Consider the following 14,173-nt stretch of genomic DNA (forward strand, 5'->3'; position numbering starts at 1 on the left):
GGTGACGGCAAGTCCGACAAGGATGGTGACGGCAAGTCCGATAAGGAAAGCGACGCCAAGTCCGACAAGGACGATGCCGACGGCTCCGGCGATACTACCCCCAGCACTGATGCATCTGGTTCAAGCAGCAACTCGGATGACCTCCTTGATGAGAGCATCTTTGATTCGTCTCCCGATACACGCGAATACATTCAGCGTCCTATCAGTGACGAACCATACCTCAAAGACAAACCTGAAATGTTCGAAGAACCTACTACCGTCCAAGAGCTTGCAGAACGCTCACCTGGACCCACTAGCGACCCGTACGCTAACCTTCCAGAAGAGGACAAGAAGATCTGGACGGCAGGACTTGGTGACAGATTCGAGACCGGTGCAGACATTTACGTGAACCCACGAGCGCAGCTCAGTGAAGGAACTAATCCTGAGATTAGGACAACAGCGGATATGATGCGATCCAATCTCACTAAACCAGGATCAACGGAATCTGTATGGAGAAATGACATCGAACACGGTGCTATTCCAGGAACCGACAGATACTACACGAACCTGGCGGAATTTAAAGAAGATTTCACCATCACAGGATTTGATCGGACAAGCACACCTGGTGGCGGGTTTTTGTCCCCCATCATCGATGGGGCCATTGTCCCGGGGGAGAATCGAGCCACTTCCCTCTACAATCTGAACTGCAGATATCATCAGTACGAACTCACGGACAAAGAACTTAAGGCAGGACATCGCCTTGAGATATCGCTTGCCGCCCCTGAACAAAATTCCCCAGGAGGAGCTCCCCAGATCAGAATACTCAAAGAGGTAAACGGTAAGGAAGTGCAAATGTCAGTAGCAGAAATGATCAAAGAAGGCTACCTAAAGGGAAGGTCCGAGCATACCGGCACTGTTCAGGAGCTCAACCGCGAGGATCTCGTGCGACGATTCAACAATTCGAGAGGTTCAAGAAAGTAAGTGCCTGCTTAAATTCTCATTGTTGACGTGTCTGCACTTTTGGGGCTGACAATGGATAGTATTACTTTGGATCAGACCAGAGAACGATCACCTAACACTCGCATATGCAAACGTCTGCTCCTGACATCGCATCCCTGCGCTCGTCGGCCTCGTCGCCTCCTTCTATCTAATGACTTCATGCTTCAGGCAGATACATGGACTATCGGTGGCGTTCATTCCCCGCAGACTGGACGACCCAGTAAGTGGCGAGAAGCCACTACATGCACGTCACTTCCAAGGCCTAATCCCAGTTCAGTTGGACTGCGGAATCTCTTGATTACTATCGTCTCTCCCAAAGACAAAAGAGACAACACTACTCACAGGTCACCAATTATGCTACGATTACACACATACCCTTTGAAACGAGGCTTAAATTGGTAAACAATCCCCCTCCCCCCAATACCGGTCGCCCGATTGACCCGGAAACTCGTTTCTTCCCCGTACGGGCACCAGGACCGGGCGATGCCCTCATGCATGCCTTCAGCGGGCTGGGGAGTCGCTACCGGCTCGGCAAAGATGTCGCTCTCGACCTCAAGGGCCAGTTCGCGAACGGCACACATCCGGAGATGCGTTCGACGGCTGATTGGATGCGTTCGCAGTATTCGGTCCCGGGTAGCATTTCTCCGACATGGCGTGACGACATTGATCACGGGGCCATCATCGGATCGGATCGCTACTACTCCGACAAAGAGAGCTTCATCGAGGACTTTCACATCACGGGGTTCGATCACATCGGGCACGTCGGAGCCTTTTCCCTCACCCCAATCATCGACAACGGCATCATTCCCGCGGATTGCAGGTCAGCTCCGCCCGCACAATTGAACGAGCTATACCACCAATATCAATTCACCGCTGACCCGCTACCGGAGGGGGTTTTCATCGAGATTTGTCTTCTCGCTGAGGACCACGGTTCGCGCGGATATGCGCCGCAGGTTCGTTTCCTGGAGCGAGTCACCTTCGATAATCTCTCTCCGCTATCGATCGATGAGCTCGTGACTCAACACATCATTGAAGGAGTTTCTGCCCATGTTGGAGACGTTAAAGCCCCTGATTGGGAAGCTCTGTTCGGGTACTTCCGTAACGCCCGAGAGCTTTGAGAACGGCTACGCCTTCTCGAGTTACAACACCGACTTCTTTGCGGTCTGGACCATCGAGGACAGGTTTTGCTTCAGCTGGTCCGAACGCCACCCAAGCACCGCATTCTGTATTGACACCCAGAGCGCAACAATAGCCTCGTACATCGTCATCGCTGCGGTTGGAGCGCTTCGCCGCGCGGAACTTTTCCAGGACGCCATCTCGCCTGCCATCCTCACCGATGAGCTGCGCAGCCGATGGGTTTCCTCCCCCACGCGGTGGCCTCGCGTCACAAACTATCAGTACATCGCGAATCCGGAACTGTCCCTCAATTCGACGAACTGCGCCGCGCTTCGACAGCTGCAGTTTGCCGTTCAGTTTTCAGTCGAGGACTACCTCGATTCCTACCTCAACGCTGACGCAGGTCCCGCCCTCGCCTCACTCAGGACAACATTCGAGCCGTACCTAAGGCAGCTCAGTAACGCGGGCGTCGATATCTCGCGGATGATGCCTCCCACGGGTAGCCGATAGGGAATATCTTGGGGCCGAGGCCGGGGATGCGCGACAGTGAGGCTATAGACGCGCTTGAGCCCGCACCAGGACTGACCGCATCTCCGTATTCATCGAAATGGAGACTCTCCTCTCCGAAGATCTCGTCGACGCAATCGAGGGGAGCCAGTACACCCCCTCCACAGGTTCCTCTCCCTGCGACCGGATCCATCGTCCAGCAAACGCTCGGCGTTTCCGCTCACTGCGACGAGGCCTCGACCCCCTCCCCGGATTCACTACGGCCGTAGAATCGAGGCAGTCGATCCTGCGCCCCAAGGAGGAGTAACTCTCGCATGAATGAAGAACTCGCCGCCTACATCACCCGCCTGTGTGAGCTATCCGGGCACACGACCTGGATCAAGAAAGACTTAATCCTGGTCGAGCCGGGTGAAGACTTTATCTACGACGCATTCACCATGGTCGAGGAATACTACGCCTACGGCCACGTCGAAAGATACTCATTCAGCGGGGAAGACTTCGGCTCCGCGTCCTTCGAGATCTTCAAGAAGTTCGCGATCATGCACTTCGCCGCCGACATTCGTGCAGCGCACCAGCTCCCACCCCTCAACCTCCCACCAGTGACCGACGCTCACCCCGGTTTTTCCATCGAATTCCACGAACCCACCTCGTACCTGCTGACAAGCAAAGCCTCCCCCATTCCCACGACATACACAATCTTCTCGCCCAATGCCTTGGTCTCTCTGTCGTACCTGATGGGCACGTCAAGCGAGGACCTGCTCTCCCTCGTCCTCGAACCGTCCGGGGATGGATACGTTGCTCTCTTTCAGCGGTAACCCACATGCTGTCTCACCGTTGCCAAACGCTTATGCCCAAAGAATGGATCTCCCAATGCTAGAACAGTTGCAATCCCTGACGCAGAGGATCTCGCACGCAGACTTGAGCGTACAAAACATCGGAAATTGTGATTACGTACTTGACGCACCTTACGCGCGGTACTACCGATTCCGATTCGCTGATGGATTCTACGAAGTAGGTTCATATGAGCGACACGCTCCCGATAGCTTCAGTTTTCAGACACGCAATGAAACTATTGCCCTCTATCAATTCACACGAATCATTGGAGGATTGTACCGAAGCGCCCAGAGTTACAAACAACTGGCCACACCGCCCGACTGGGCTGCCCTTCAGCTGGGGTGGGCTGTTGAGCGGCCAGACAAAGCATTTCGATGGTTCGACGTTACAGAAGATAATGATCCGTCAATGCGCTTTTCCACCTCTGAACCAGGATCCCACATTATTTTGACGTATTTCATGTCGTTTCCTCTCGATTCACTGATCGATATTTTCCTCGATCCATCTGGCGGTAAGGTGGGAGCCGATCATAGGCATATCCACGCTCTCTCGTTCTAGTAGCCACTTATCACAGATGAGCATCAGCTCAACCATCAGCAAACTGACTCCAACGACCAAACGACGAAAGGACAAAGCATGGATCCCGCAGCGATTATTACAACGCTAACGAATTCTGCAGCACTCCGTGCTGACATTGCTTCAGAGACCTACCGCATCACCTGCGAGACCGACACAGCTACATCCATTCATATTGATCTGCACTTACAGAGCATCACCAGCACTGATCACAACAAACAAACCACAGTGAGCACACCGAATGCCACCATCTTTTGTTTCGCCATCGTTTTTCGCTTAGCACCCCTATGGCGCCAGGCAGAAGGACTGAAGACAATCCACGGAATGCACACCATCAGCAACTTTGAAACTGAATGGACATTGCGCCGAGAAACACCGGAGGGCCCCCGCTTCATCTTCCAGAACGTTAACGATCCATCGCTCAATTTTTCGACCACAAATCCAGATATGGACGCTGCCATCACAAAAGCAAGCGCACTAGATCTCAACACTCTTCTCACCGCCTACACGCAGCCCGAACCTTCGCACGTCTACGCACTGATGTGAGGACACCGCCGAGGACATAAACTCCTCGACGAAGTACCTCGCACCGCGCTGGAAGGACCACCACCATGCTCGACCAGCACACTGCCCTCATCGAACGCCTCCTGCATGGCTCGTCGACCAGGCAACGGGAGTTCAACCAGGGGTGGTCTTTCACGAATGATGGCACCCTCTATTTCTCCGTCTGGAACGAGGACGGGAACACGTTCTTCTCATGGTCGGAAAGACAACCGGACACCGCTGCTTCCGTGTACACAGATAGCGACACCGTCACGGCCTACTTGTTGACAACGCAGCTGGGAGCGAAGCGTGCCATGGCACTGCATTTCGACGTACCGAGACTCCCTAGAAAGATCGATCAACTCCCACCATTATGGGCAGCCGATAAGACCCAGCAGCCGCCGACCTTGCACTACCACCGCACCGACGATGCAAGCCTGCACTTCTACTGCTCCTCGGAATTCTACGGTGTGCCCATCACTCACGCGATGCAATACGACCTCGAAGACCTCCTCAAGACATACATGGCCTAGGCCAACGACAACACTGACGAGGCCCTCAGCCTCGCGATACGCAACTTCGAATGCACTTCCGACTAGCCGAGAAACAGCGAGGTACTCCCAGCGATGACAACAACAATTTCCCGAGACACATTCATCCAGTCTCTCGTGACTTCGCTGAAAAGAGAGCTGTATACAGAAAATGAGGACCACGTCCGCTTCCCGAGCGACGACCCTCTCATCACGCTTCACGTGTGGCGCGAGGGCGGGGAGTACTTAAGCGGGTTCAGCGAACGACTCAGTGGCCCTAGCACCGAGATCTGGGCGAGCTCTCTGACACCGATTAAGCAGTGGCTCATCATGGATAACTTTGATCTGTTGCGCTGGCACCGAGGCCTCGAACAGCTCGGAATCCGATTCCAAAAGCTGCTCGTCGCACCCCATTGGTCTCACCTTCCCGGCACGACCGACTACTCCGTCGAGCTGTGCCACAACGACGAGCCCACCGGCATCTTCGTGGGGAAGAATTCGCCCGAAGCCACCACGTTGACCTGGTTCCTCAACCACTCGCCCGAACGGCTCCTCGAGATCGCCCACATCGGAAGCACCAAAGAAGTCCACCAGGCCCTGTTCGGCATGCCCCGCATCCCCTTCGCCTAAGGGCGTCGGGTTCAAACATCCTCCCGTTGTCCATGTCTGCCACACAAGATGAAATCCTTTTCAAGTCCGGAGTTGAGTTCGACGTTGTAGACCAAAATAAACTTCCTAACGGAAGTTACAGAATCAAACCCAGGCAGAGAGAGTAGGATGCAGCTATGCCCGTCGCTATGAATGGAAACGTTAACGGAGCACAGTTGTGGATTGCCGACCATCATTGGTGGGATTACCCCGAGATCTGGAAGCTCCCCAAGCGCCCTGAAGACGGCCAGCTCGACTGGGAACGCCTCTTCCCCCACCAACGCGACGTCATCCGTCGTTTTTCAGCCACGCTCCGCACACTATCGGGCCTGCCCGAGGCGCTGCCGCGGGTGCCCTACCAGCCTTTCGGGACCCCGAGCCCACAGGGCTGGGTAATGCCTATCAGATATGACACACCCAGTCAGCTTCGTTTTGGCGAAAGAAGCTTTACAGGCTCAATTCGCTCCCACCATCCCGTTCGTGGAACCAATGCTTTTGCTCTCCTTATCAATCCCGGAAGCGTAAATCCCTGGTTTGTCGTCCGCGCAGACGGACACCCCTGGCACGCCAATCCTTGGGCAAACAACACGCGAGTGGGGTCCATCTGGGTGCGAGTTCTTGCCTGGCAACATACATCTGATCACATTCTGCCATTTGCCGAGATAGCAATACCGCCCGAGACGGTACCCGCACAGCTACGTAGCATCTACATCGAGCGTTCCCCCGACGATCCTGACCTGTACGGCTCACTCACACAGCTACCAACCCCGGCAGAAGAACGCATCAAGGTTCGAGATGTCCCCGTGTGGTGGAAAGAACCAGAATACCTTCGGTGGAAGCATTTTCTTCAGCCAGAGCCAGGCAACCCAGACTATTTTTGGGATGGGCCTAACTCTCTCGACGAGCGCAACGCTTATACGTGCATCGTCCAATACGCGCACCTGCTCCGCAATTGGACATCACCCTACGTCCCCTCCCCCAGATTTATACAACATTTCGGCTCTCCACAGGAGGAATCATGAACGAAGACAGCATCAAGAGCTTTTTGTCTCTCCTCGAGTCACTACCCCCGACCCCGTCGGTAACCTTCCGAGGATATGTCGACACATCCATCACGGAGCCGCGCACAATCGCTTCTCCCGTGCTCACAGCAACATCGCATAACATTTCAATTGCGACAAACAACCTGGCGGTTCCGCAGGTCGCTATTTTTATCGGCCAGAACGGACGAGACCTCAGCAGACTTATGATGGGTGCCCCCTCTTTCAATCTCGAAGAGGTCACCTACATGCCCGGCTCCTACTTCTACGTGCATGCACCTCAGGAGTACCTCGGAGTGACCATCCAGCTGTACGAGGAAATGCGTCTGACCGAAGGAGGAAAGAGCCTCACCCCCACCCGCGTTCTCGACTCCTGGACGCCCATTCTCATTGAGTTTGAGCCGGCACTACACGCTGCTCGCACCCAGCGCGTCGACCTGCCCGAAGGCGCATCAGAACGTTTCCTCATTCCCGTGGGCTAACGCTTCAATACGAAGGATACCGGCACTGACAAACCGCAAGCTGGTGGGGCAACAATGCCATCATCGACGTCACCACCCGACCATTGACCACACGGAACGTCAGCCAACACGGTTGCCCTGCTGGCCGTCAAGGCAACAGCCAGAGCACACTCAGCTCGCAACAACGAACGCGTGTCAGCCACAGGAGGCGTCATCATGGATATACTCGAGCAACTGATCGAACGGGCAAAAAGCGTCGGCGTCTCTGCCGACCTCATCGGAGACAACGACTGTGTCTTCGGATACGAGGCGTTGATGAGCCAGCACTTTTGGGTTGAAGACGGGCAATATTACTTTGGGGCCGACGAGCGAGCGACCACCTACTCCTCGAATATGTGGACGGCGTCTCCTGTTATCGCGTCGCTGGCCTTGATCGATCTCGTTGGGTCTCTCTACCGAATGGCCGCGAGCTACCGACAGATCAACATGGAATACGGGTGGCGCTCCTTCCCCACAGGCTGGACAATCCAACGGGTGACAGGAAACGACTACATGCGTGTCACTTCCGATAGCCAGCCCGAGTGGAGCTATGAGACTCACACAATCGAGCGATACTTGCATATTCCCTCGCTCACCGGCTATTCGGTCAAGACAGTGCTAGACATGTTTTTCGACCCCGAAGCGCCCCCTCTCGGCACGCTCGATCGCGTTCACAATTGCTACGCCCGTTTCTAACCGGAGAGGTCTGGTATCAACATGTCGATAGAGATGCTTACTCCACTGTTTACCCCAACGACTCGGGTATCGGCAGACGATTCACAACACGAAGTGCGATTGACGATATCGGACGACGTGCAAGCAATTCTCCATACCGATCAACACCTCCTTGTCATCAACAAAACATATGACAGCGGTACGGTTTCCTACATGCTGCGCTGCGACAACCACAAGATATTGCTGGCACGCCTCGCCCTTGTCCTCGGCGAGGCAAACCCAGAGCTAAAGGGTCTGCCGCCCACTGCCGTGAAAACGCTCAGCCGCCTCCAGTCCGATTGGACAGTGAGGCGCTCGACCCTCGATTCGCCATGGTTTGATATCACGTGCAATCACAATGAGAACCTCACGTACTCCACAACGTATCCCCCGCACGATGCCGTCTTGTCTCGACTCTTCCACGTCGATACCACAACGCTGATCGACGCCCTCATCAATGAAGGAAGAAACGGACCACTATTGGCTGCTTTGAGGAACACCGACGACCTGTAAGACACCCGACGCATCATCCAATATAAAGCCCTGATCGACAGAAGAGAGTAGAGAGCGTCTCATATGGATACAACGATCAGCGACGACGAGTTCATTGAGACAGTCGTTTCTTCCGCAAAAAGAGAAGTACATGAACTGGCCGAAGAACACATCATCTTCCCTGGACCAGATCCTCAAATCCTTATACACATCTGGCATGAGAATGACTTCTACTTCGGCGGAACAAGTGAACGGTCTTACAGACCTCGAGGCGACATACGCGCCGATGACCTCACCCCAGTTAAACAATGGCTCATTATGGAATTGTTTGACTTCCTTCGACTGAGCTGGCACCTGGAGGATATCGGGATTGCTTTCAGACGACTCGCTCCTGCCCCAAACTGGTCGCAAGATCACAAAACAGGCGAATTACTCCATGAGGGCTCATCCACGGGGATCATCGCGAACGACTCCTCACACGTTGCCGCCAATCTTCCCTGGTTCCTCAAGCACTCGCCCGAACGGCTCTTCAAGATCGCCCACATCGAAAGCACCAAGGAAGTCTGCCAGGCCCTGTTCGGCATGCCACGCATCCCCTTCGCCTAGCCCCACGGACAGACAGGAATAACACATGCTGTGGGGTGAATTCATGGCTCGCGCCATGGCCATTCTGCACAATCACTTCCTCGCGTAAACCCGAAATGCCATACATGTCAGCTTCTGCGGAGGCACCATTCAATCGAGTAATTCTGCAGCACGCACGAGCGTAAACTTCTTAGCGACGGTGCTAGATGACGCCCCAGGAAGGACCACCACGATGCTCGAACAGCACACTGAGCTCATCGAACGCCTCCTGAGCGACTCTTTGACCAGAACAAGTGAATTCAACCAGGCGTTGTCTTTCACGAATGATGGCACCCTCTATTTCACTGTCTGGGACAAGGATGGAACCACGTTCTTCTCATGGTCGGAAAGAGAACCATCGACTAGCGCTGATCTTCAGACTGATTGTGATTCCGTCGCTGCCTACGTCTTAATGACGCAGCTGGGAGCAAAGCGTGCCATGGCACTGCATTTCGACGTACCGAGATTCCCCGAAAGGCTCGAACAACTCCACCCGTCATGGGCAGCCGACAAGACCCCATGGCCACCCACCTTGCTCTATCACCGCATCGACGATCCGAGCGTCCGCTTTTATTCGAACATTCCATCCATTGCCGTGCCCATCACTCACGCGATGCAAGACGATCTCAAAGACCTCCTCAAGAAATACATGGCCTAAACCAACATCCAGAGAACTTCGGAGCTCTCTCCCTCCAGCACGCACGCCTCGTCTGGCCAGCCGGCCTCGCCCCGGCCTCGTCCCCGCACACAGACAGCGAGGCGGAGGAAGCTACGCACTCCCACCGCCTCCCCAGATACACGTCGGGGGCCGCGCCAGCCGACGCGGCCCCCGAGCACAGCTCAGATGCGATTACTTCGTGCGATGTGCGCGGTAGTACTCGATAAGAGCACGGGTGGACTGATCCTGCGCGTCCAGGGCCTCGGACGAGCCCTCGATTGCGGGGAGGATCTGCTTGGCCAGGACCTTGCCCAGCTCAACGCCCCACTGGTCGAAGGAGTCGATGCCCCACACGGCACCCTCGACGAAGGTGATGTGCTCGTACAGGGCGATCAGCTGGCCCAGGACCGAGGGGGTCAGGGCGGGGGCCATGATCGACGTCGTGGGACGGTTGCCGGTGAACACGCGGGCGGAGACGATGGCCTCGGGCGTGCCCTCGGCGCGCACCTCTTCGCTGGTCTTGCCGAATGCCAGGGCCTTGGTCTGCGCGAAGAAGTTCGACAGGAACAGCTCGTGCATGTCGGCGTCGCCATCACCCAGCGCCCACGTCGGGTTCGCAAACGCGATGAAGTCGGCGGGGACCATGCGGGTGCCCTGGTGGATCAGCTGGTAGAAGGCGTGCTGGCCGTTAGTGCCGGGCTCACCCCAGAAGACCTCGCCGGTCTCGTAGGTGACGGGGCTGCCGTCGCGGCGCACGGACTTGCCGTTGGACTCCATGGTCAGCTGCTGCAGGTACGCGGGGAAGCGGTGCAGGTACTGGGAGTAGGGCAGGACGGCGTGCGTGTCGGCGCCCAGGAAGTTCGAGTACCACACGTTGAGCAGGCCCATGAGGAGGGGCACGTTCTTCTCGGGCCCGGTCTCGGCGAAGTGGCGGTCCATCGCGTGGAAGCCAGCGAGGAAGTCAGCGAAGCCCTCGGGGCCGATCGCGACGGCCAGGGAGGTGCCGACGGCGGAATCCACGGAGTAGCGGCCGCCGACCCAGCTCCAGAAGCCGAAGGCGTTGGCGGGGTCGATGCCGAACTCGGCAACCTTGTCCAGGGCGGTGGACACGGCGACGAAGTGCTTGGCGATCGCTTCCTTCTCGGAGGCCTCGTCGGTGACGATGCCGCGCTCACGCAGACCGTCCAGCAGCCAGGCGCGCACGACCTTGGCGTTCGTGATGGTCTCGAGCGTCGTGAAGGTCTTGGAGGCCACGATCACGAGGGTCGTCTCGGGGTCCAGGTCCTTCGTGGTCTCGCCCGCGTCGGTGGGGTCAATGTTGGAGATAAAGCGGCACTCCAGGCCCTCCTGCACGTAGGGCTTGAGGGCCTCGTACGCCATGACGGGACCCAGGTCGGAGCCGCCGATGCCGACGTTGACGACGGTCTTGACGGGCTTGCCGGTGATGCCCACCCACTCGCCGGAGCGGACGCGGCGAGCGAAGGCGTAGACCTTCTCCAGCACCTCGTGCACGTCGGCGATCGCGTCCTGGCCGTCGACCGTCAGCGAGTCGGTCGCGGGGCGGCGCAGCGCGGTGTGCAGGACGGCGCGGTCCTCGGTGACGTTGATGTGCTCACCCGCGAACATGCGGTCGCGCAGCTCCAGGACGCCCGTCTGCTCGGCGAGGGCGAGGAGGTGGCCCACCAGCGTGGGGCACACGAGGTTCTTCGACAGGTCGACGTGCAGGTCGGCCGCGTCGAAGGTGAAGGTCTGGGTGCGGTTGGGGTCATCCGCGAAAAGCTTGCGCAGATCGGGTTCAAAGTTGTCGGCCAGCTGGTCGAGCGTGTCCCACGCGGGGGTCATCGTCGGGTCGATCACGGGGATATCACTCATGGGGTCTCCTGACAGTAGAGATAGGTTCGCACATTAGTTTAGCGGGGACTTGGCCCCTGGTCACCCCCGCTTGGCTCTCCTGACACGACGAGGCCGTGGCCCGCGAGCGCTCACGGAACCACGGCCTCGTACGCCGTGACAATTCGGCGGGGTCAGGCGACCGGATCGTCGATGGGGATGGGCGTGGCCTCGATGCCCGGGTTCTGCAGCGACACGATGCGCTGGACGGGGACGAGGTCGAGCCACCACTGGTGGAAGGGGCGACGATTCACGAGGTCGAGGTCGTCGAACATGTTCTTCACCGGGCGTGCCTCCATCGCAGCGCCGACCTGGCCGATGTAGTAGGCGCCGCGGTCGCCGCGCTCGAACTGGTCCACCAGCTGCTCGAAGGCTCGTGCCACGAGGCGCGTGGCGAGCAGGCGGTCGTACGGCGAGGGCGAGCCACCCTGCTGCATGTGGCCGAGGGCCTGGTGACGCACGTCGTAGATTCCTTCGGACTCGGCGTTGAACACGTCGGCCAGGAACTCGCGGTCGTAGTACTGGGACGCAGACTCGTTGAGGAGCGTGAGGAACAGGCGTCGGCCAGACTTGAAGGAGGCGACCATCCGATCAGCGTCCGCGGCGATCTGCTCGAGGGAGGGGGACTCCTCGTTGATGTACATGTACTCCGCGCCGCTGGACAGGGCGCTCATGAGGGTCAGGTAGCCGCAGCGGCGTCCCATCGTCTCGGCGATGAAGCAGCGCTTGGAGGCCGCCGCGCTCTCCTTGATGCGGTCGATCGCCCACGTCGCATTGTTGATCGCCGTGTCCGTGCCGATCGCGAGCTCGCAGCCGGGCAGGTTGTTGTCGATCGAGGCGGGGATCAGCAGGATCGGGATCTGGAACGCCGGGTAGCGATCCTTCTCCGAGGTGATCGCGTGAACACCCAGGTAGGCGTTCATACCGCCGATGACGAGGAGCGCGTCGATCTGGTTGCGCTCGATGGCGCGTCCCAGCGCGTAGAACTGCTCGACCGGCGGGATGTCGCGCTTCGTACCGAGCTCGGCGCCGCCCTTGAAGGCCCAGCCTTCCACGTCGGACCAGCTCAGTTCACGCACGCGATCGTCGGCCAGGCCGCTCCACGAGCCCTCCACGCCGAGCATCGTCCAGCCGCGGGCGATACCCAGGCGCACGGCCACGCGGGCCGCCGTGTTCATGCCGGGGGCCAGGCCGCCCGCGTGCAGGATCGCGACGCGCTTGGACTCACCCGTCGGCTCGGGGGTGAGCTGCGGGGGCGTGGACAGGATCTGGTTGATGCCCACCATCGAGGAGAAGGACGAGCCGCGCGAGGCCTGGGCAGCCGCGTAGTCGCCGGCCGCGATCAGGTCCTTGACCGCTCGCGTGTCGTGGACGGCCTTCATGAGGGGGACGCGCGTGATGCGGTTGCGGCGCACGCCCAGGATGACGGGCTCGTCCTCGGCCGTGGACTCGAGGATCTCCTGGACGGCGGCGTAGCCCAGCAGCGTCGACATCCAACGGTCATACGCCGAGGGAGTACCGCCACGCTGCACGTGGCCGAGGATCGTCACGCGCGCATCCTCACCGGTGCGCTCCTGGATCGTGTCGGCGATCAGCTGTGTCGACAGCTCGTTACCGTCACGGTCGTGCGCACCCTCCGCCACCAGGACGATGGACTCGCGGCGGCCGGCCTCGCGACCGAGGCGCAGGTGTTCAGCCAGGTCGTCCTGCCAGCCCGGACCCGCCGGATCTTCGGGCGTGAACACGTAGTCGGCGCCGCCCGCGACAGCCGCCATGAGGGGCAGGTAGCCGCAGTGGCGTCCCATGACCTCGACGACGAACGTGCGCTGGTGCGAGGCCGCCGTGCTGGTCAGCTGGTCGATGGCGTCCAGGATGCGGTGCAGCGCAGTGTCCGCACCGATCGTCATGTCCGTGCCCACCATGTCGTTATCGATCGAGCCGACGAGGCCGACGATGATGAGGGCAGGGTGGGCAGCCGCGGTCTCGGCCGAGATGACGCCCTCTGCTGCCAGCTCAGCGACGTGCTGCGCCCACTCGCCGCGGAACTCGTTCGTACCCGACAGGGAACCGTCACCACCGATCACCACGAGGTGATCGATACCGTGCTCAAGCAGGTTTGCGGCCGCGCGGTGGCGACCCTCGTACGTGCGGAAGTCCGCGCTGCGGGCCGTGCCGATCACCGTGCCGCCCTCGGCAAGGATCGAGGACACGTCCGACCACTCCATCTTCTTAATGGAATCGCCACCCATGCAGGCCCCCTGCCAGCCTTCATAGATCGCGTAGGGCTGCGCGCCGCGCGCCAGCGCCGTACGCACAACCGCGCGAACAGCCGCGTTCATTCCCTGGGCGTCACCGCCCGAGGTGAGGACACCGATACGAACTGTGCTCATTTTTCTGCCATCTTTCGTTGACGGAGCGGGCTGCGAAGCCCGGTGTGCCTATCGTTCCCTATTCTACGTGACCTGCGCCTCCGCTACTAGGGCCTAACTCCCATTTACCGAGGAAACGACAAGCGCGCGCCCG

16 protein-coding genes are annotated in these 14,173 nt (G+C 58.6%); 14 read left to right on the forward strand and 2 right to left on the reverse strand.

Annotated elements, in window-relative coordinates:
* From HMPREF1478_RS10175 to HMPREF1478_RS01050, 14 genes are all read left to right on the forward strand, one after another.
* The coding region (locus tag HMPREF1478_RS10175) for a glycohydrolase toxin TNT-related protein (protein WP_016460228.1) at positions 1 to 960 on the forward strand (960 nt) is incomplete at its 5' end.
* Between the two features lie 509 nt (positions 961 to 1,469).
* A complete protein-coding gene (locus tag HMPREF1478_RS01005) occupies positions 1,470 to 2,096 on the forward strand; it encodes a hypothetical protein (RefSeq protein WP_034474775.1) in 627 nt (208 codons plus the stop codon).
* A complete protein-coding gene (locus HMPREF1478_RS01010) occupies positions 2,026 to 2,604 on the forward strand; it encodes a hypothetical protein (RefSeq protein ID WP_016460229.1) in 579 nt (192 codons plus the stop codon). Before HMPREF1478_RS01005 ends, HMPREF1478_RS01010 begins: the two co-directional genes overlap by 71 nt.
* 311 nt (positions 2,605 to 2,915) lie before the next feature.
* Positions 2,916 to 3,416, forward strand: coding sequence for an Imm61 family immunity protein (locus tag HMPREF1478_RS01015; protein ID WP_016460230.1), 501 nt, complete (start codon positions 2,916 to 2,918; stop codon positions 3,414 to 3,416).
* Between the two features lie 55 nt (positions 3,417 to 3,471).
* Positions 3,472 to 3,993, forward strand: coding sequence for an Imm61 family immunity protein (locus tag HMPREF1478_RS11020; protein WP_502685336.1), 522 nt, complete (start codon positions 3,472 to 3,474; stop codon positions 3,991 to 3,993).
* Between the two features lie 78 nt (positions 3,994 to 4,071).
* Positions 4,072 to 4,557, forward strand: a complete 486-nt coding sequence (locus HMPREF1478_RS10495; RefSeq protein WP_016460232.1) for a hypothetical protein — start codon at positions 4,072 to 4,074, stop codon at positions 4,555 to 4,557.
* Between the two features lie 65 nt (positions 4,558 to 4,622).
* Complete coding sequence (locus HMPREF1478_RS01020) at positions 4,623 to 5,087, forward strand: hypothetical protein (RefSeq protein WP_016460233.1); 465 nt, start codon at positions 4,623 to 4,625, stop codon at positions 5,085 to 5,087.
* A gap of 327 nt (positions 5,088 to 5,414) precedes the next feature.
* Positions 5,415 to 5,714: a hypothetical protein gene (locus HMPREF1478_RS10770; protein WP_232207399.1), complete on the forward strand. Its 300-nt coding sequence runs from the start codon at positions 5,415 to 5,417 to the stop codon at positions 5,712 to 5,714.
* Positions 5,715 to 5,869: 155 nt separating this feature from the next.
* Positions 5,870 to 6,754: a hypothetical protein gene (locus HMPREF1478_RS10180; RefSeq protein ID WP_016460235.1), complete on the forward strand. Its 885-nt coding sequence runs from the start codon at positions 5,870 to 5,872 to the stop codon at positions 6,752 to 6,754.
* Positions 6,751 to 7,254: a hypothetical protein gene (locus HMPREF1478_RS01030; protein WP_016460236.1), complete on the forward strand. Its 504-nt coding sequence runs from the start codon at positions 6,751 to 6,753 to the stop codon at positions 7,252 to 7,254. The genes HMPREF1478_RS10180 and HMPREF1478_RS01030 overlap by 4 nt, the downstream gene beginning before the upstream one ends.
* Before the next feature lie 195 nt (positions 7,255 to 7,449).
* Positions 7,450 to 7,968 (forward strand): hypothetical protein, encoded by a 519-nt coding sequence (locus HMPREF1478_RS01035; RefSeq protein WP_016460237.1) that lies wholly within the window; start codon positions 7,450 to 7,452, stop codon positions 7,966 to 7,968.
* A gap of 21 nt (positions 7,969 to 7,989) precedes the next feature.
* A complete protein-coding gene (locus tag HMPREF1478_RS01040; RefSeq protein ID WP_016460238.1) occupies positions 7,990 to 8,499 on the forward strand; it encodes a hypothetical protein in 510 nt (169 codons plus the stop codon).
* Positions 8,500 to 8,562: 63 nt separating this feature from the next.
* Positions 8,563 to 9,084 carry a hypothetical protein gene (locus HMPREF1478_RS10500; protein WP_034474779.1) on the forward strand — a complete coding sequence of 174 codons (522 nt, stop codon included), beginning with the start codon at positions 8,563 to 8,565 and terminating at the stop codon, positions 9,082 to 9,084.
* 211 nt (positions 9,085 to 9,295) lie between these two features.
* The gene (locus tag HMPREF1478_RS01050; RefSeq protein ID WP_016460240.1) at positions 9,296 to 9,760 is read left to right on the forward strand and encodes a hypothetical protein; all 465 of its coding nucleotides are present in this window, start codon (positions 9,296 to 9,298) and stop codon (positions 9,758 to 9,760) included.
* Positions 9,761 to 9,952: 192 nt separating this feature from the next.
* Here the strand turns inward: HMPREF1478_RS01050 and pgi are convergent, their stop codons facing one another.
* Entirely contained in the window at positions 9,953 to 11,632 is a 1,680-nt protein-coding gene (pgi, locus tag HMPREF1478_RS01055) for a glucose-6-phosphate isomerase (RefSeq protein WP_016460241.1), read from the reverse strand.
* Between the two features lie 152 nt (positions 11,633 to 11,784).
* A complete protein-coding gene (locus tag HMPREF1478_RS01060; protein ID WP_016460242.1) occupies positions 11,785 to 14,040 on the reverse strand; it encodes a 6-phosphofructokinase in 2,256 nt (751 codons plus the stop codon).
* Positions 14,041 to 14,173: the final 133 nt, after the last annotated feature.

Source organism: Actinomyces sp. HPA0247, from assembly GCA_000411415.1.
GTDB lineage: Bacteria > Actinomycetota > Actinomycetes > Actinomycetales > Actinomycetaceae > Pauljensenia.